Annotated in this window: 12 protein-coding genes and 1 pseudogene; 7 read left to right on the top strand and 6 right to left on the bottom strand. The window is 65.6% G+C overall.

Annotated elements, in window-relative coordinates; genetic code table 11:
• Positions 1-64 precede the first annotated feature (64 nt).
• The gene (locus CXY74_RS14675) at positions 65-640 is read left to right on the top strand and encodes a general stress protein (protein ID WP_104201090.1); all 576 of its coding nucleotides are present in this window, start codon (positions 65-67) and stop codon (positions 638-640) included.
• A gap of 73 nt (positions 641-713) precedes the next feature.
• Here the strand turns inward: CXY74_RS14675 and CXY74_RS14670 are convergent, their stop codons facing one another.
• Together CXY74_RS14670 and CXY74_RS14665 are read right to left on the bottom strand one after the other, a co-directional pair.
• Positions 714-2,258, bottom strand: a complete 1,545-nt coding sequence (locus CXY74_RS14670) for an aminopeptidase P family protein (RefSeq protein WP_104201089.1) — start codon at positions 2,256-2,258, stop codon at positions 714-716.
• A gap of 86 nt (positions 2,259-2,344) precedes the next feature.
• The gene (locus tag CXY74_RS14665) at positions 2,345-3,397 is read right to left on the bottom strand and encodes an endonuclease/exonuclease/phosphatase family protein (protein ID WP_104201088.1); all 1,053 of its coding nucleotides are present in this window, start codon (positions 3,395-3,397) and stop codon (positions 2,345-2,347) included.
• Positions 3,398-3,483: 86 nt separating this feature from the next.
• On the opposite strand from CXY74_RS14665, the gene CXY74_RS14660 reads away from it, so the two are divergent.
• Positions 3,484-4,353 carry a PHP domain-containing protein gene (locus CXY74_RS14660; RefSeq protein ID WP_104201087.1) on the top strand — a complete coding sequence of 290 codons (870 nt, stop codon included), beginning with the start codon at positions 3,484-3,486 and terminating at the stop codon, positions 4,351-4,353.
• A 108-nt stretch (positions 4,354-4,461) separates the two neighbouring features.
• Here CXY74_RS14660 and CXY74_RS14655 read toward each other — a convergent pair whose 3' ends face one another.
• Positions 4,462-6,069, bottom strand: a complete 1,608-nt coding sequence (locus CXY74_RS14655; RefSeq protein ID WP_104201086.1) for a DEAD/DEAH box helicase — start codon at positions 6,067-6,069, stop codon at positions 4,462-4,464.
• Between the two features lie 145 nt (positions 6,070-6,214).
• Between CXY74_RS14655 and CXY74_RS14650 the strand changes: the two genes are divergently transcribed.
• Positions 6,215-6,949 (top strand): ferritin-like fold-containing protein, encoded by a 735-nt coding sequence (locus CXY74_RS14650; protein WP_104201085.1) that lies wholly within the window; start codon positions 6,215-6,217, stop codon positions 6,947-6,949.
• A 127-nt stretch (positions 6,950-7,076) separates the two neighbouring features.
• On the opposite strand, the gene CXY74_RS14645 is transcribed toward CXY74_RS14650, so the two are convergent.
• Both CXY74_RS14645 and CXY74_RS14640 read right to left on the bottom strand, forming a co-directional pair.
• Entirely contained in the window at positions 7,077-7,385 is a 309-nt protein-coding gene (locus tag CXY74_RS14645; protein ID WP_104201084.1) for a hypothetical protein, read from the bottom strand.
• A gap of 6 nt (positions 7,386-7,391) precedes the next feature.
• Positions 7,392-7,616 (bottom strand): DUF3107 domain-containing protein, encoded by a 225-nt coding sequence (locus CXY74_RS14640; protein ID WP_092108379.1) that lies wholly within the window; start codon positions 7,614-7,616, stop codon positions 7,392-7,394.
• Between the two features lie 95 nt (positions 7,617-7,711).
• Here CXY74_RS14640 and CXY74_RS14635 point away from each other — a divergent pair, with 95 nt between their 5' ends.
• Positions 7,712-10,888 carry an ATP-dependent DNA helicase gene (locus CXY74_RS14635; RefSeq protein ID WP_104201083.1) on the top strand — a complete coding sequence of 1,059 codons (3,177 nt, stop codon included), beginning with the start codon at positions 7,712-7,714 and terminating at the stop codon, positions 10,886-10,888.
• Positions 10,885-14,166: pseudogene (locus tag CXY74_RS14630) on the top strand (UvrD-helicase domain-containing protein); the annotation flags it as partial. The gene CXY74_RS14635 and the pseudogene CXY74_RS14630, both read left to right, overlap by 4 nt.
• An 11-nt stretch (positions 14,167-14,177) precedes the next feature.
• Here CXY74_RS14630 and CXY74_RS18455 read toward each other — a convergent pair.
• Positions 14,178-15,338, bottom strand: a complete 1,161-nt coding sequence (locus CXY74_RS18455; protein ID WP_104201081.1) for a phosphotransferase — start codon at positions 15,336-15,338, stop codon at positions 14,178-14,180.
• 84 nt (positions 15,339-15,422) lie between these two features.
• On the opposite strand from CXY74_RS18455, the gene nudC reads away from it, so the two are divergent.
• Together nudC and CXY74_RS14615 are read left to right on the top strand one after the other, a co-directional pair.
• Entirely contained in the window at positions 15,423-16,406 is a 984-nt protein-coding gene (nudC, locus tag CXY74_RS14620; RefSeq protein ID WP_104201080.1) for an NAD(+) diphosphatase, read from the top strand.
• Between the two features lie 2 nt (positions 16,407-16,408).
• Positions 16,409-18,118: an ATP-dependent helicase gene (locus tag CXY74_RS14615; RefSeq protein WP_104201079.1), complete on the top strand. Its 1,710-nt coding sequence runs from the start codon at positions 16,409-16,411 to the stop codon at positions 18,116-18,118.
• Positions 18,119-18,928 lie beyond the last annotated feature (810 nt).

Genomic DNA, 18,928 nt, shown 5'->3' with positions numbered 1-18,928 from the left:
TCCGACATCGAACATCGCTGATCAGGCACATTTCACGATCAGCACGGCGTGGAAGAATGGCCTGATGACCAACCAGAGCCTTTTCTCCCGACGCCGCCCGGTGCTTCCTCCCGTGTTGCCCCGCGGGGAGGTGCTATCCACCTACGGCACCTATGCCGATGCGCAAGCCGCGGTCGATACGCTCGCAAAGGCCGACTTTCCGGTGAAACAGCTTTCGATCGTGGGCAACGACCTCAAGAGTGTCGAGCGGGTGACCGGCAAACTCACCTATGGCCGGGTCGCGCTCGCGGGGGCGGCATCCGGTGCCTGGCTCGGAATCTTTTTCGGCATTCTGTTCTTTCTGTTCTCGCCCACCGGGTCGAGCCTGCCGTTCGTTTTCGCCGCTCTCATCATGGGTGCCGGTTTTGGCATGCTGCTGGGTATTGCGAGCTATGCCATCAACCGACGTCGACGCGACTTCACCTCGACCATGCAGGTCATTGCGACCAGCTATCAGATTATCGTCGACGTCGAATTGATCAACCGGGCGCGAAACCTGCTGGGTGGCAGTTCACACGAATCGGCAGCTGCGGCACGCCCGGCCGCCCCTGTTGACCCGGACGCCCCTGTTGACCCAGCAGCCCCTGTGGAGCACGAGTAAAAATTCGCGATAAAGCGAAAGAGCACAGGGCCAGCCGCGCTGAACGAGTGCTCTTTTCGCTTCCGTGATGGTGTTAGCGCTGAGCGGCGGCGATCCAGGCCTCGACCTCTGTAGCGGTGCGGGGGATGGCGGCTGAGAGGTTCTCGGCACCGGTGGGAGTCACCAGGATATCGTCTTCGATCCGCACGCCGATGCCCCGGAACTCCGGCGGAACGGTGAGGTCGTCTGGCTGAAAGTACAGGCCGGGTTCGATGGTGAAGACCATGCCCGGTTCGAGCACGCCATCCAGGTACATGTCGCGGCGCGCCTGCGCGCAGTCGTGCACGTCGATGCCGAGGTGGTGGCTGGTGCCGTGCACCATGTAACGGCGGTGGTGGCCGTTCTCCGGCTGCAGGGCTTCATCGGCGGTGACCGGCAGTATGCCCCACTCGGCGGTGCGCCGGGCGATCACGGCCATCGCCGCGGCGTGTACGTCACGAAAGACAGCGCCGGGGCGAACGACGGCGAAGGCGGCATCCGCTGCCTCACGCACGGTCTCGTACACCAGTCGCTGCACGTCGGTGTACACGCCGTTGACCGGCAGGGTGCGGGTGATGTCGGCGGTGTAGTAGCTGTCGAGTTCAACGCCAGCATCGATCAGGATGAGATCGCCGGGGGCGACGACGCCGTCGTTGCGGGTCCAGTGCAGGATGCACGCGTGCGGTCCGGAGGCTGCGATGGTATCATAGCCGACCGTGTTGCCGTCGGTGCGGGCGCGGGTATTGAAGACGCCCTCCACCAGCCGCTCGCCGCGGGCGTGCTGGCTTGACCGGGGCAGATCGGCGATGACATCGTCGAAGCCGCGGGCTGTTGCAGCGACGGCGAGGCGCATCTGCGCGATTTCATAGGCGTCCTTCACCAGGCGCAGCTCGGAGAGGTCGCGGGTGAGACCGGCGTCAGGCTCGTGCTCGGCGTTTATTTCGATGCTGAACGGTGAGTCAGTGGCGTTGCTCCCGAGTACGCGCTCGGCGGCAAAACGCAGGCGGGCTTCGTCGACCTGCTCGGTGAAGGTCGGGTCTGCCGCGCGAAGTACGAGCGTTCCACTGTCGACGGCGCTCAGCACGCCAGTGAGCTCGGCAATGCCACGCACGTGGAGGGCGAGGTCGCTCGCGACCTGGGTGACCGATGGGCGCGGACCGATCCAGAATTCACCGATGTCGGGATTGGCGTAGAACTCGTCGGAGTCGCGGCCGGCTCGTTCTCGAAAGTACAGGGTCGCGTCGTGGCCGCCGGCCGCTGTCGGTTCGAGCACGAGTACAGCGCCGGGTTCACTGTCACTGCCCCAACCGGTCAGGTAGGCAAAGGCTGAATGCGCGCGGTACGCGTAGTCGGTGTCGTTGGAGCGCGGTTTCAATCGGCCAGCCGGAATGATCAGGCGCTGCCCCGGGTACTGAGCCGAGAGGCGTGCGCGGCGCGCGGCGGCGAAGGATGCCTGCTCGCGGGCACCCGGCAGCGCATCCGTGCGCTCAGCCCAGCCGCTCGCGATGAACGATTTGAAACCGGTGGATCCGGGAGTCGTCGAACGGTTCTCGTTCGAGCGCGCAGCGGGAATTACAGGAAGAGCAGTGGTATCAGCCATCTCCCCAGTCTGGCACCGGACTCTGGGCGGTGGCCGATCATATTGGTGCGGATGCTGCGCCAAGCGGATGCGGGATCCGGCAGAAACTATCTGGCCGGTGTGAGAGTGGCGACGATCGGACGGTGGTCGCTGCCGGCGTCGTCGAGCGACTCGATAACCTGCAGCGTGGTCACCTGCCAGTTCACTGTCGCCATCACATGATCGATCGGGCTGCCGAGGAGCGCCGGAATGCTTGTGGGCCAGGTGCCGACGGCTGCCGCACCGGCCGAAAGTGCGGAATCCGCGCAGTTGCCGAGAACAGCAGTCACGCCATCGTTGGCCCGGCCGGCCATGTGGTCAAGCGTTGAGTTGAAATCGCCCGCCAGGATCACGTTGTCGCCCTGGCACTGGGTGGCGAGCCAGTCGAGGTCGCTGCGCCAGTTCGACATCTCGTACTGAATCGGAGCGACGGCGTGCACGGCAACAATGGTCGGCCCGCCCCCGTCGACCGGTTCGGCCACGACGGTGGGCAGTACGTTGGTGTTGCCGGGCGGGCCGGAACCCGCAGCGTTGGTCACGGCATAGTCACCGAGGTCGGGGCTGATCAGCAGCGTCGTTGACCGAGCCTTGGAGATCAGATCGAACGAGAGCGTGTGCACCCACATGGGGCGGCCGGCCTCGCGCATCATTTCGGCGATCTGAACCCCGGTCGCCTCCGTTGTCTCGGGCAGGGTCAGGACGTCGGCGTTCTGGGCGAGGGCTAGCTCTGCGATGACCGCAGCGCCGGGAGCATCGCCGAGCGTGTTCCAACTGAGCACCGTGACGGTGTCGGCATCCGTTTTGGCGTCGGCTGGACCCGTGTTTTCCCGGGCGGTAATCGCGGTGAAACCGCGAGATGCAAGAATGCCGGCATTAGCCACGGCGAATAACATCAGCAGCACCATGGCCATGCTGAGGATTGGGCGCAGTGGCCGCATGAATCGGAGCAATCCAAGCACAATGAGGCCAACGATCGCGCCGATGACGGCGATCGCACGAAATGAGACGAGATGCGCAACGACCCAGGCGGTGTGCAGGCCGAATGCCTGCGGCCAGGTCAGGACCAGCAGAAAAAAGGCGGCGGCAAGGAGAATCAGTGCCCGGAGGAGTCGCGTGAACATTATTCTGAACCATAGATCAGAATTCTGGGGAATCCCCAGCGTTGCACCGCGGGGAAGAGGCGGGGGCGTCCAACTAGCATGGGGTTATGGCAGTCGTGCGGCAATTTCAGGGTCCGATTGATCTGCACGCGCACTCGAGCGTGTCAGACGGCACCGAAACGCCGGCCGAACTGGTTCGTGCGGCGGCCGGTGCCGGGCTCGGAACGGTTGCCTTGACCGACCACGACTCTACGGCGGGCTGGGCCGCGGCATCCACTGCCGCGCGCACCGCGGGGATCACGCTTATTCCCGGAATGGAATTCAGTACGCGGGTGCAGTACGCCAGTGTTCATCTTTTGGCATATCTTTTCGATCCGGCCGATTCTGCACTACTGGCCGAAGTGACGCGGGTGCGGGCCGCTCGCCTGAGCCGGGCGGAGCAGATGGTGGCCCGCATCGGTATGGACTACGACCTCAGCTGGGACGATGTACTCGCCCAGACTACGCCCGGTGCTACTGTCGGCCGGCCGCACATCGCCGACGCGCTCGTCGCGCGCGGTCACGCGCTCAACCGCAGCGCGGCTTTCGCCGACATTTTGCATTGGAAGGCCGGCTATTTTCAACCGCACTACGCGCCAGATCCGTTACGCGCGATCGAACTCGTGCGTGCCGCTGGGGGAGTGCCGGTTATCGCCCATCCCGCCACGCGGGGTATCGCCGACGTGGTCTCGGAATCTCGGCTGAAGACGATGGTGGGAGCGGGGCTGTTCGGCCTCGAACTCGAGCATCGCGAGAACAACCCGGAACCCACAGCGCGCCTGTACGAACTCGCCACCAAATTCGGGCTGTATGTCACCGGTTCGAGTGACTACCACGGCACCGGCAAACCCAATCGGTTCGGCGAGAACACGACCGCCCCCGAGGTACTCGACCGCATCATCGCTGAGGGCCACGGCTCCGCGCCCGTCTACGGCTGACCTTCTCAGCGAGTGCCGTGGCCGTGCTCGATACAGCCCGGCACGAAAGCTGCCACGGCCGAAACGGTGGCAGCCCGCATGCCGGGCGTTGACAGAGCTGATCAGGGACTAGATGGCGCTGCCGGTCCGCGGCGAGCGACGACGCGTGCGGCTGCGGCGCAGCGGTGCGTTGTTGCCGTCGTGATGCTCGGTTCCGCCTCCGTCGTGTGTGCCGGCTGCTGGGGTTGCGGCCGGGGCGTCGGGGTTGGTACTGGAACCTACGCGGGTACGTGACCGCGTCGGTCGACCCGTGTCGTCCCCACCGTCGCGTACCGGGCTCGTTGCCGGCCGGTCGGAGCCACGCGGTGAATCGCCACGCCGGTCGCTATGAGCACCTTCGGAGCGAGCCCCTTCAGAGCGACCGCCTGCAGAGCGGCCGCGTACCGCACCGGAGCGACCAGTGTCTGATCGGCTGCCGGCTCCGGAGCGGGCACCTCCGGAGCGACCGGCGCCGCCGGTGCGAGCATCGCCAGCAGCGACGTCCTTCACCGGAGTCGCGCGCAGGCGTCCTTTGGATCCGGCCGGAATATTGAGGTCGGTATAGAGGTGCGGCGACGACGAGTAGGTTTCCATCGGTTCCGGCTGGCCGAAGTCCAGTGCCTTGTTGATGAGGGACCACTTGTGCAGGTCATCCCAGTCGACGAAGGTCACCGCGATACCGGTTTTACCGGCGCGGCCGGTGCGACCCACGCGGTGCAGGTACGCCTTCTCGTCTTCGGGAATGGTGTGGTTGATGACGTGCGTGACGTCTTCAACGTCGATGCCGCGAGCAGCGACATCCGTTGCGATCAGGATCTCTTTCTTGCCGCTTTTAAAGCTGGCCATGGCGCGTTCGCGCTGTTCCTGGTTCAGGTCGCCGTGCACGGCCGTGGCGTTGAAGCCGCGGTCGCCGAGTTCTTCAACGAGCTTCGCGGCGGCGCGCTTGGTGCGGGTGAAGATGATGGTCTTGCCGCGGCCCTCCGCCATGAGGATGCGGCCGATGACCTCGTCCTTGTCCATGTTGTGCGCACGGTAGACGAGGTGCTCGATGTTGGTCTGCATCAGGCCCTCATCGGGGTCGGTCGCGCGAATGTGAATCGGGCGGTTCATGAAGCGCCGGGCCAGGGCCACGATCGGACCGGGCATTGTCGCCGAGAACAGCATGGTGTGGCGGGTCGACGGGGTCTGGGCGAACAGCTTCTCGATGTCGGAGAGAAAACCGAGGTCGAGCATCTTGTCGGCTTCGTCGAGCACCATTTCGCGCACGTTGGCGAGAGTGAGCAGGCGCTGGCTGGCCAGGTCGAGCAGGCGGCCGGGGGTTCCGACCACGATCTGTGCGCCGGCCTTGAGCTGTTCGATCTGACCTTCATAGGCCTTGCCGCCATAAATGGAGACGATCTTGGTGTTGCGGCCGGCTGCGGCGAGCTCGAGATCTTCCGAGACCTGCACGCATAGTTCACGTGTCGGAACGACGATGAGGGCCTGCACGCCGGACTCGGGATCGAGGCCGAGGCGCTGAATGACCGGAAGGCCGAAGCCGAAGGTTTTGCCGGTGCCGGTCTTGGCCTGGCCGATGATGTCCTGGCCGGCAAGCGCGAGCGGAATGGTCTGGGTCTGGATGGGGAACGGTTCGAGGATGCCCTTGGCGGCAAGGGAGTCGACCATGTCCTGGTCAATATTAAGTTCGGAGAAAGTCACGAATGTTTGCCTGTCATTAACTGGAAGCGAAGTGCGCCCGTTTTTGCGTCTCGGGCAGCGGCCGTCGATCCTTGTCGACGACGTAATTCCAGCTTACTGCCCCGTCTGTACCGCGGCCACAGGCGCGCTGTCCTAAGCTGAGCCAGTGGTCACGTGGTTCGGTCGGCGCCCGCAGCGCAATGAAGCCCCGCGGCTTTCCGCCCGCGGGGCGCTCCAGCCGACCGAAAAAGTGGACATCAGTTCGCTGGCCCCCGGCGTGCAGCATTTTCTCGGACAAGCCGCCTATTGCGAGCTCGGAGAGTTCGAGAGTCTGGCCCGCGCCGTGGCCACCGCGCCGAATCTTGCCGTGAAGGAAGGCCTCAGCGCCGCCGCAGGTCGAACCTTGAGCAAGCATCACGGTCTGGTCACCGAGATTCGACGCCGCGGGCACGATCCGGCCACCGAGATGGCCCCGTTTGTCGCGAGTCTCGACGAGTTTCGTCGCAACACCAGCGGCGCCGACTGGCATGAACTGCTCCTGAGCTGCTATCTCGCGGGCGGCCTCCTCGAGGACTTCTTCATCCGGCTGTCGGACGGCCTGCCGCGCGATATCGGACCGAGGGTGGCGCAGCTCCTTGGCGAAAATTCCGGCACCGACGTGCTCGTGCACGAACTGCAGACCGCCATTGAAAACGACGTTGAGCTCGGCTCCCGGCTGGCTATGTGGGGCCGTCGGCTCGTCGGCGATACCCTGCTTGTGGCTCGCTCGGCGATGCCGGCAACGGACCCAGGCACCGACTCGGCCGCTGGCCCTGGCGCCGAGGCGCGAATCGAACCGGTCTTCACCGAACTCATTGCCGCGCACACCCGCCGCATGGACGGCCTCGGCCTGACGGCCTGACACCTGGGGTATCGGTCAGTCGCTTGAGTAGGCGGCCAACCAGTTTTTTCGATACCTCCGTACGACCAATCATCATGTCCCCTCGTACTTCAAGGTGTGCCAAATGACCAGAGGAGGCGCGACAAAATTACGCGGTGGCAGCGGACCCGGTGTTGGCGAGGCGTTGCAGCAGCCGATGGTCGGCGTGAATGCGTCGCCGACTGATCACCAGATTCAACACGACGGATGACACGGCGGCGGCGCCAAGGGATATCCACCAGATCCAGCCACCGGCCCAGTTCCAGCCGAGCCAGGTCAGCGCGACCCAGACAGTAGATGCCGCAGCCGTTCCGATCGCTGGAACCAGCACCGAACCCTGCGTCGACCGACCGGGCAGAAAGTACCGCGCGCCGAGACCGATGAGAGCTCCGAACAGTGCGACGAACAGGAGTTCCATGGCGCTTTAGGCGACGAAACCGACGCGACGCGATTCTTCGCTGCCGAGTTCGACGTAGGCCAGGCCGACGGTCGGAACGATATAGACGCGACCCTTGCTGTCGCTGAGCTTCAGATAGCCGGTCTGACCGGAAAGAGCCGCCGCAACGGTCTCCTCAATCTCGGTCGCTGGCTGCGATGTCTCGAAACCGATCTCCCGGGGGGAGTTGAAAATACCAATGCGAATGTCCATAGAACTGCCTTTCGTAGCCTTGCGCCCAGAGTACGACAGAACGCGCCACCGCCCGGACAGAGTTCACTGTCGGCGCAACCCGTTACCGTTGAAATGTGACAAACCACACCCTTGATTCCGCCCAGACGGCCGTTCTCGACCTCCCCGACGGGGTCAGTGCTGCGGTGATCGGCGCGCCCGGCTCGGGCAAGACGACCACGCTCGTCGAACTCGTCGCCGACAGGGTACTCAACCGGGGGTATTCTCCGAGCGAGGTATTGGTACTGGTACCGACCCGCGCCGGAGCCACGGAGCTGCGCGACCGGCTCGCGCTGCGCCTTGGCGTGCCGACGAACGGCCCGCTGGCTCGCAGCGCCAACTCGGTGGCCTTCCAGATTGTGCGTTCGGCCGTCGCGCAGGCGGGCGGTCCGACTCCCACGCTGCTCACCGGTGGTGAGCAAGACCAGATCATTGCCGAGCTGTTGCAGGGCCACATTGACGATGAGACCGGCCCGGCCTGGCCGACTACCCTCGGTCCCGATGTGCGCCGCTTGCGGGGCTTTCGCACCGAACTTCGCGATCTCATGATGCGCGCGGTCGAATACGGTGTCTCGCCGGGGCAGCTCGAGGGTTTCGCACTCGGACGTGCGGAGTGGGTGGCGGCGGCCGAGTTCATTCGCGGTTATGAAGAGGCCAAAGACCAGGCCCGCCCCGGCCAATACGACTCGACCGAGCTGGCTCGCTATGCTGCCGCTGTCGTCGCGGGCGCCCAGTCCGGACCGGCCGGCGTTGCAACGCTCGGCTCCCTCGCCCACCTGCGCCTGATAGTGCTTGACGATGCCCAGGAAGTCACGCAGGCCACGATCACGCTGTTGGCCCAGTTTCAGACGCGCGGGGTGGCGATCATCGCCGTCGGAGACCCCGACATCAGCACCGGCTCGTTTCACGGTGCGCATCCGGATGCCCTCGGTCGCCTCGGCTCGTATCTCAGCGAGGGCCGGGCCGTACCCGAAGGCCGTGTGGCCGCGCCGATCGTGCTGCAGACGGTGTATCGGCACGGCGCGAACATCCGTCGAGTCGTTGCGCAGGTCACCGGCCGGATCGGTGCCGCCGCGGCTGGCACCCAGCGTGCTGCGGCCGGTCACGATTCGACAGAAGCGACTGAGCGTTCAGTGCAGACCGTGGTTGCGACCAGCCCGGCCGATCAGCTCGCGGTGATCGCCCGGCTGCTGCGCGAACGCCACGTGATCGATGCAATTCCCTGGTCGCGTATGGCCGTGATCGTGCGCACCGGAGCGCTCGTGCCGTCGATTTCCAAGGGGCTCGCCGCACTCGAGGTACCGACGCAGATCTCTACCGCGAGCACAGCCCTGCGTGACGAATACGCGGTGAGGGCGTTCATTTTGGCGCTCGAGGTGACCCTGGGGCGCAAACCGCTCGACCCCGAGGCGGCGATCCAGTTGCTGCGCGGCCCGCTCGGTGGGCTCGACCCGATCACCCTGCGCCGGCTTCGTGCTGCGTTACGCCAGCACGAGCTGGCCACTGACACCCCCACACCGCGCAGCGCTGACGAGCTGCTCGTCGTCGCACTGCAGACCCCCGACCTGCTCGCCACCATCGATAACCGCACCGCTCGCCGCGCCGCCGGCTGCGGAGCGAGCCTGCGCGACGCGAAAATCGAATACGAAGCCGGTGCCACCATCGAGGAACTGCTCTGGGGTCTCTGGCAGCGCAGCGGACTTGATCGCGAGTGGAAAGAGCAGTCCACCGGCACCGGAATCGTCGCCGACGAAGCTAATCACAACCTTGACGCCGTCGTCGCCTTGTTCTCGGCGGCGCAGCGCTACGTCGAACGCACCCCGTCGGCCCCGCCGGTACTTTTCCTGGAACACCTCGTCGACACCGATGTGCCCGAAGATACCCTCGCGCCGCGTGCTTTGGGCGCGGCCGTCACCGTGTCTACCCCAAGCGGCACCATCGGGCGCGATTTCGACATTGTCGTGGTGGCCGGCGTGCAGGCCAATGTCTGGCCCGACCTGCGCATCCGTGGCTCCCTGCTCGGCGCTGGCGACCTGGCCGTGGTCGCCACGGGCCAGGACGGCACCGGGCACGACGCTGCCGGTACCGACGCGCGCACCGCGGTTCTCCATGACGAATTGCGCATGTTCGCCCAGGCCGTCAGTCGTGCCACGACTGAACTGCTCGTCACCGCCGTGAGCAATGAAGAAAACGAGCCGTCGGTCTTTCTTCGTCTGCTGCCAGACCCTGAGCCTGAGCGAGCTGTTGACGATTTTGCCCGTTACCCCCTGTCGTTGCGCGGCCTGGCCGGGCGGATGCGTCGTGACCTGACCCGGGCGATCCGCTTACCGGCCCGCATCGACTCCGAGACGGCCGCTCGCGCAGCGGATGCCGCGGCCACTTTGTCCCGCCTGGCCAGTGAAAACGTGCCCGGCGCCGCACCGGATCAGTGGTACGGCCTGGCCGACCCGAGTACCGTACGCCCGCTCAACGACTCCGCGGCCGGTGATGATCCGGTGCGTGTCTCGCCGTCGCGAATGGCCGCCTTCGAAACCTGTCCGTTGCACTGGCTGATCGGGCAGGTCGGCGGCGGCAGCTCGAATACCGCCGCCAACCTCGGCACGATCATTCACAAGGTCATGGAAGACTGCGTCGACCGTCGGCCAGAGGCGCTCTGGCAGGGCGTGGAGTCCCGCTGGAACGAACTCGACTTCGACGCCGACTGGCAGTCACGCGTGCAGAAAGTCGCCGCCAGAGCGCTCACCGACCGGCTCGCCTCGTACCTGCTCGATTTCGAGAACGGGGGCGGTGAGCTGCTGAGCGCCGAGGGGACTTTTCAACTGGACGTGAGCGGCGCAGTGCTGTCGGGCACCATCGACCGCGTGGAACGCCAGGCCGACGGACGGGCCGTGATCGTCGACCTGAAAACCGGCAAGGGCGACGCGACAAGCGATGTAGGCGTCGCGGAGCATCCCCAGCTCGGCGCCTACCAGCTGGCGTTTCAGGAGGGCGTCATCGACGGCGTTTCCGGCGACATGGCGCTGGCTGGTGCCCGCCTGGTCATCATCTCCTCCGGCACGGTCAAACAGAACTACCGCAATCCCACCCAGCCCACCTTCACCCCGGAGCAGCTCGATGCTTTTCGCACCCGGGTAAGCGACGACGCGGCAGGCATGGGCGGCAGCACTTTCATCGCCGAAATAACCGCGCACTGCCTCGACCCGCGAAGTCACGGGTCCTGCCGCATCCACATCATCAAGCAGGTCAGCTCATGAGTCTCACGACAACGGTCACCACATCAGTCACCACGGTCTCCGCCCTCGACATTGCCTCGGAGCTCAGGCTTCCTCCGCCCACCGATGAGCAGCAGGAGGTCATCGAGGCGCCGCTCAGGCCGACCCTGGTGGTCGCCGGCGCCGGGAGTGGCAAGACCGAGACGATGGCCAACCGGGTGCTGTGGCTACTGGCCAACGGCCACGCCCGCCCCGACCAGATTCTCGGCCTCACCTTCACCCGCAAGGCCGCCGGCGAGCTGAGCGATCGCATCAATAAGCGCATCGCCGACCTCGATGCCGCCGGACTGATGCCGATCATCGCCCACTCAGACGCCAGCTCAGGCGCCGGGTCGGCGGCTGAGTCTTCCGACCTCTTCAACACGCCGAGCGTCTCCACGTACAACTCTTTTGCCAGTCGGTTGTTCACCGACAATGCCCTGCTGCTCGGCCGGGAGCCGGAATCTGTCCTGCTCAGTGAAACGAGCGCTTGGCTGCTCGCTCGGCGCGTGGTCATCGATCACGGCGACGGTCGCCTGGTGCCCTACGGCAAGAGCGTCGACCAGGTCACCGACGCCGTGCTGCAACTCAGTCGTGCCGTCGCTGAGAACCCGCCGCCTTGGCACGACGGCGCACCGGGAACCCCGCACGACCTTGCCGGCCTGGCCGAAAGTTTCGTTTACCTGGGTGATTTGCCCTACGGTAACCCGCGTAAGAAAAAGCCGTATGACTCGGTGATCGATGCCTTGGCCGCAGTAGCGCCATTGCCGGTGCTCGCCGAACTCGCTGCGCAGTACAGCAGTGAGAAGCGCCGCCTCGGCCTCATCGAATTCTCCGACCAAGTGGCCCTCGCGCTTCAGGTCTGCCAGAAAGTCGATACGGTCGTCGACCGTTATCGCGAGCAGTACCGTGTCGTACTGCTCGACGAATACCAGGACACCTCCGTACTGCAGACCGAGCTGTTGCATACGCTCTTTCACAACCACCCGGTAATGGCCGTCGGTGACCCGCACCAGTCGATTTACGGATGGCGCGGCGCCAGCTCGGCAAATTTGCTCGGCTTCGAGCGAGACTTCAACACCGGCGACGCCAGTCCGGCCGCCGCAGCGCCGACCATGTCGCTGTCCTTCACCTGGCGGAACCCCTCCCTCGTTCTCGACGCTGCGAATGCCGTCGTCGATCCGCTGAGTCAGACGCTGCGCGCCCAACCCGGCGGAATCCAGGTCGAAACACTCAAGGTGCCAGCCGGCACTAGGGCCGGTGGCATTGACGCGCTCATGGCGGAGACCATTGCCGATGAGGCCGATGCGGTAGCCGACTGGTTCGCCGCCCGGCTCGTTGGTGATCACACCGGTGCCATGCTTTTTCGGGCGCGCCGGGAGATGGACTACTTCGCCGAGGTGCTGCGCTCCCATGGCGTACGCGCGCACGTGCTGGGCCTTGGCGGATTGCTTTCCACACCGGAGGTCGCCGACGTCGTAAGCGTTCTGCGGGTGGTGCACGATCCTGCTGCCGGCAGCGAGCTCGTGCGCCTCCTCAGCGGCGCTCGCTACCGCGTCGGCGCACGCGACCTGCAGGCTCTCGCCAATGTGGCACGCTGGCTGGCCCGGCATGATTGGGCCCAGAAAGTCATTTCGGCCGATCTGCGGGGCAAGCTGCGGGCATCCGTGGCCGGTGATGAGGGCAGCTCCCTGGTTGATGCGCTCGACTTTCTGGCCACAGCCCCTGACTCTCACGGCCAATTCGCGGAGTTCAGCGAGCTGGGGCGCGCCCGCGTACAGTCGGCCGGCCGGCAACTGGCGTGGCTGCGTTCCCGCGCCAGCCTGCCGCTGCTCGACTTCGTGCGGCTGATCGAACAGGAATTTCGGCTCGACATCGAACTGACCGCGAACGAGGACAACGACCTCGGACTCGCCAACCTGTATTCCTTCCACGACACGGTGGCCGCATTCCTCGACAGCGATGAGCAGGGCACCCTGGCCAGTTTTCTGCGCTGGCTGAAGCGGGCAGAGCTGCAAGACGACCTCGGCCCGCGCGCTGAAATGTCGGAACAGGGCACCGTGCAGTTGCTGACGATTCACGGCGCCAAGGGCCTCGAATGGGATTTTGTCGCCATTCCCAACCTCACCGAGAAAAGCCTGCCCGCGTTAGCTCACGATTCCAGCGGGTGGCTGCGCTTCGGCGAGCTGCCCTACGGCTTTCGGGGCGATCGCTCCGAGCTGCCCGAGCTCGAAGTCGCCGGTCACGACACCCAGCTCGATTATGACCTGGCTTTCCAGACCTACAAGGAGCAGTTGGCGACGCGGCACGACGACGAAGAACGCCGGCTCATCTATGTGGCCATCACCCGTGCCAAGCAAGATCTCCTGCTGACCGGCTCCTTCTGGGGCCCGGGACTGACGGTTCGAAAGCCCAGCCGCTACCTGGTAGAACTCGTCGAAGCCGGGCTCATCCGGGCCATCCCCGATACGAGCGCCGAGGCCGACAAACCTGGTTCCGCCTCCAGCGGCACGGAACTGTGGCCGTTCGACCCGCTTGGCACCCGCCGCGCTCTCGTCGAAGCCGCCGCGACCCGCGTTTTGAGCAGCACTGCGGATGCTCCCACCCGCTGGTCCCATGCGGTCACCCTGCTGCTTGAAGAACGGGCCCTGCGGTTGGCCGGCGGGGCTGTCACCCCCGTTCCCACCCGTATCCCCGCATCTCGGTTCAAAGACTACGTCGACGACCCTGCCGGAGTCGCTGCCGAACTGCGCCGCCCCATGCCGCAGCGCCCCTACCGCGCCACACGGCTCGGCACCCTGTTTCACTCCTGGGTGGAGCGGCGTGCCGGCGGCGCGACCGGCACCGATCGCGTCGATGCCGCGCTGAACGAACTGGACTTCGGCGATGACGGTACGGGCGACGACGGTGCGGGCGACGACGGCGGTACAGGCGCATTGAATGACCTCGCCGTGCCCGAGCAGGAACAGTTTGCGGTTCTGCAGGCCACCTTTGAACGGTCCGAATGGGCCGACCGGGCGCCGGTCGACGTCGAGATTGAAATTCACCACGTGCTCGCGGGCCAAGTTTTCGTCTGCAAGCTCGACGCCGTCTATCGCACCGAAGCGGGGTATCAGGTCGTCGACTGGAAAACCGGGCGGGCTCCCAAGAATGCCGCTGACCTGGAACTGAAGCAAACCCAACTCGCGCTCTACCGTTTGGCCTACGCCCGGTGGAAGGGAATCGATCCGAGCATTGTCGACGCCGTGTTCTATTTCGTCGCCGACGACACTGTCATCGCCCCCGAGCGCCTCTACTCGGAGGCGGACCTTCTTGCTGCCTGGTCGGGGGCGATGACCCCGGTGCGCGAGTCGCCGGACACAGGGTCGTCAGTGGACCTGTTATCGGAGTCCGAGTCCATGCTGATACCCGAGAAGTTGTAGCTGTCGGTGTGCATGGCCGCATGCTGATCGTAGTCGCGGGCGGCGCGCGGCATATGGTCGAGCATGTTCTCCACGTCACCAACGGTCATGATCGGGCCGGTTTTGGGGGAGAGCGGTTGCTGGGTATGGCTGTGCACCGTGTCGACAAGGCCGTCGAGCATCGCGACGGCGTCATCGACGATGGACTGGTCGTGGCTGCTGACGCCGTGCAGCAACCAGCGGGCCAGTTCGAGCTCGGCGTAGAGCATGGCACGCTGGGTGATATGGCTGTCGCTGCCCTGACGAGCGGTCGAGTACGTGGTGATGGCCAGTTCAGCGGCATCTCCGCGCGCGGCGAGCAACCAGTGGAGGTCGCGGGCCGGGTCTCCGACGGCCAGGCCAGACCAGCCGAGAATGCCCGATACGGCGTCGTCGGTGATCAAAATGGAATCGGACGACATCGACCCGTGCACCACCGCCGGCGCGAACTGCCACAGGGCATCGTCGTCGGTGGCCTGTTCCCAGCGGCGCAGCAGTGCGGCGGGCAGGTAGCCGGTATTGGCGGCCCGGTCGATTAGGTCGATGGCATCTTTGCGGCACTGTTCGGCGCTCTGCTGGGAAAGTCCGGCCGTGCCGATGAAAGCGCTCGGTAGTGAGTGGATCGCGGCGATGGCCCGGCCGATTGACCCCGAGACGCCCTCGTGTCCGGTGAGGGCATCCGCATCGAAACTGTCACCGGCCAGCAGCTCGTAGACGACAGCGCGGGTTCCCTGAATCGGCGTTTGACCGACATATTCGGGCACGTCGAACGGAAGCCGGCTGCGATTGCCGGTGGTGAGCGCACGCAGCGCCACGAGGTCGGCGGACTGTTCGGTTTCGGCCGACTGGCTGGTGGGAACGCGAATAATCAGCGCCCGCCCGTCTGTGTCGATAACGAGCGCTGAGTCGAACAGTCCGTGCGCGCCGGCACTGTGCTTGCGGGCGTAGGCCACGTCGAGCCCCGGAACTGCGGAGGTGGCTAACGCGGCTAGAGTGAGTTGAGTTCTGGCCATGCTTACTAGGTTAGATCGACTTCCGGTTGCGTGGCTGTTCGCCACGCCTCCACACCCACGTTCTCGCAGAGCTCGGAGCTGACCATGTCGTTCACTTTCACGACGCGGTTGCCGCTGTCTCGCCATGCGGTCGACCGCGACCACCTGAGCCGCACGATTCCCGCGCTGTTCGACCAGCTCTGGGCTGATGCCGCCACCCGCGTTCTGCCGGTTTGGCACGGCAAGATACTGCTCGCACCAAACGACTCGACCAGCGCCGCACACCTCGCCCTGCTGCCTCCGACGAGCGTGGCGATGAGTCGAGAGAATCCCGGCTTGCGCGTCTACCTCGGCCGGTCCCTGCCGACCGACCTGCCCGAGCGGACCGGCACCCGCATTGTCGCCGCGCAACTCGACGACGACGCTGCGGCCCGACTGGAGCCCGACGAGAGCCGGTGGGTGAACCTTCGAATGGTCGCAACCGTGCTCAATGACCGTGACGCCGGTCTGTTCACCGAGGCCCTCGGTGTGCTCAACTGGCACGCCTCGCACGCGCACTGCCCGCGCTGCGGCGCGGCAACCGTGGTCGAGGAGGCCGGTTGGGTGCGTCGCTGCCCGGTGGACAACAGCCAGGTGTTCCCCCGTACCGACCCCGCCGTGATCGTACTCATCACCGACGCCGACGACCGCATCCTGCTCGGCTCCAACGCTATGTGGGAGAACAACCGCTACTCGCTGCTTGCCGGATTCGTCGAACCCGGCGAAAGCCTCGAAGCGGCCGTGATTCGCGAAATGTTCGAAGAGTCCGGCCTGCGTGTGACCGATCCGGCCTACATCGGCTCCCAGCCGTGGCCGTTCCCGGCCTCGGTCATGTGCGGGTTCACCGCTCGCCTCGCCGACGGCCAGCGGGCCCGTGATCTGCTGCCCGACGGTGCTGAGATTCTGGCGCTGCGCTGGTTCACCCGGCAAGAGCTGGTCGATGCAGGCGAGTGGATGCTGCTGCCCGGCCCCTCGTCAATAGCGCACGCCATGATCGAACGCTGGCTCGGCGCCCCGTTGCCGGCCTCGACGGAACTGATTCGCCCGTGACAGTGACCGCCGACTCACTGCTGAAGGGCCTCGATGAACAACAGCGCATTGCCGCCGAAGCGCTGATCGGCCCGGTCTGCATGCTCGCCGGCGCCGGCACCGGCAAGACCCGCGCCATCACCCATCGAATCGCCCTGGGTGTGTTGACCGGCGCATACGCCCCCAACCGGGTCATGGCGCTCACGTTCACGAGCCGGTCGGCAGCGGAACTGCGCGGGCGCTTGCGGCAGCTCGGTGCCGGGGGAGTGGCCGCCCGCACGTTCCACGCTGCGGCGTTATCTCAACTGAACTACTTCTGGCCACACGTGGTCGGCGGGCAGGCACCGCGCATCCTCGACGGGAAGGGTCGCATCCTCGGGCACGCCGCCGAGGCCCTGCACCTCAAAATTGATACGGCCACCCTGCGCGACCTTGCGGCCGAGGTGGAGTGGCGCAAGACCAGCGGCCTGAGCATCGAGCAATACGCGGCCGGTATCGCCCGCCGCAGCCTGCCAGGACGGCTCGACATCGACCAGGTCGTCGCCCTGCAACAGACCTACGAGAAGCTCAAAGACGAACGCAAGCAGATCGACTTTGAAGACGTGCTGCTCGCCATGGCCGGCATGATCGAGGCCGAACCGTCGGTGGCACTGCAGGTTCGTGAGCAGTACCGGTTCTTCGTCGTCGACGAATATCAGGACGTCTCGCCACTGCAGCACGACCTGCTCGCGCTGTGGCTCGGCGACCGCCGCGATCTCTGCGTCGTCGGCGACGCCAGCCAGACCATCTACTCCTTCGCCGGTGCCCGCAGCGACTACCTGCTCGACTTTCCCAAACACTACGAGGATGCCACCGTGGTGCGGCTCGAGCAGAACTACCGGTCGACCGCGCCCATCGTTGCTACCGCGAACCAGCTCATGCGCGGCCGTTCCGGCGCACTGACCCTGCACGCCGCACAATCCGAGACCGGCTCCGATCCGAACGTGCGCGGCTACGCCTCGGATATGGCCGAGGCCCGCGGTGTCGCGGAGCAGATTCTGCAGCTCATCGGCACCGGTACCAAACCCGAAGACATAGCCGTATTGTTTCGGGTCAACGTGCAGGCGGCACTGCTTGAAACAGCGCTGACCGAGGTCGGGGTGAGCTACCAGATTCGCGGCGCCAAACGGTTCTTCGACCTGCCCGAAGTGAAGCAGGCCGTGATGAGCCTGCGCGCGGCATCCGTTTCGATCATCGGAGAACCGCTGTTCAAGTCGGTCAGCGACGTGCTGCGGTCCCTCGGCTGGAGCCAGACCGCCCCGGAGACGCGCGGCGCAGTTCAAGGTCGGTGGGAATCGCTCAATGCCCTGATGGGTCTGGTCGACCAGGCCGCCGCCGGTACCACCTTTCGCCAGTTCACCGACGACTTGATGGAACGCCAGGCCGGCCAGCACGAACCGACCGTCTCGGCGGTGACACTCGCCACCATGCATTCGGCCAAGGGTCTCGAGTGGGATGTCGTGTTCGTGGTCGGCTTGAGTGAAGGACTGGTCCCGATCAGCTATGCAAGTACCTTCGAGCAGATAGACGAGGAGCGCCGACTGCTCTACGTTGGCATCACGCGGGCCCGTAGGCGGCTCGCGCTGAGTTGGTCGTCCTCCGGAGTGCAGGCTCGTGCGCCTCGGGAACGATCTCGTTTTCTGCAAGAGCTTGACAGCCGCATCGCTCGTGGAGCCGGTGCACGCTCCGCGTAACGGTGCCGGAGATGGCGTCAATGCGCAACGACCGGGCGAACACCGCTGACCGTCCGGTCTCGAGGCGATCCTGTACGAGCCCGGCTACCCGGGCGGCGACCTCAAAGCTCAGCCGGGGTGTTTCGCTCGGAGCCTGCCGGGGGGCCAGCTGGCAGGCCATGGCCGGCCAGGCGGGATCGTCATCGACGTGCGCGAGTTCGAGACAGGTCAGGCAGGGCCCAAAGCCCGGTTCAACCAGCGGTCCGACCCGGGCGGCGCTGTCGCTGAACACCACCGGCAGGTGGGGAATGTCGCGGCGTAGCCAGCGCCCGTGACGCTCCGGTGAGAAGACGTACTGTCCGACCAACACTGCCAGTTCTGGTTCAGTGCCGGGTAGCGGCTCCTCGATTCCGAGGTTGGCCAACAGGGTGCGCACGCGAAAAGCGGTCGTTCCAATACCATCAACGAGCACGGTGCGGGGCAGCGGCGTGACCGGAGGTTCCGCATCGTCTGATATGTACAGCAGCGCCGGCTCGAGCAGTTCGAGCAGATGCGTCACCTCGGCAGCGGATGCTCCAGCCAGCGTTCCCAGTAGCATCGCACCTGATCGATGCACCCCGGCGGCGAGGGCTGACAGCACGGCCTCGTGGGCGGTAGTGAGCCCATCGATCCGCACAACGGCGTGGTCGATGCCGAGTTGTACGCAATTCGGTGTGCGCCACACCAGGGGGTATCGAGGATTCAGTCGAAGGGCCATGCCGACATGATGACGCACATGGCCCCGGCTGGATGAGTTCTCCACAGGCTGGTTATCAAGGGGGTGCGGGCGGT

It is taken from the genome of Cryobacterium sp. Y29 (genome assembly GCF_002929825.1).
GTDB lineage: Bacteria > Actinomycetota > Actinomycetes > Actinomycetales > Microbacteriaceae > Cryobacterium.
This window is presented reverse-complemented; position numbering and strand designations above follow the sequence as displayed.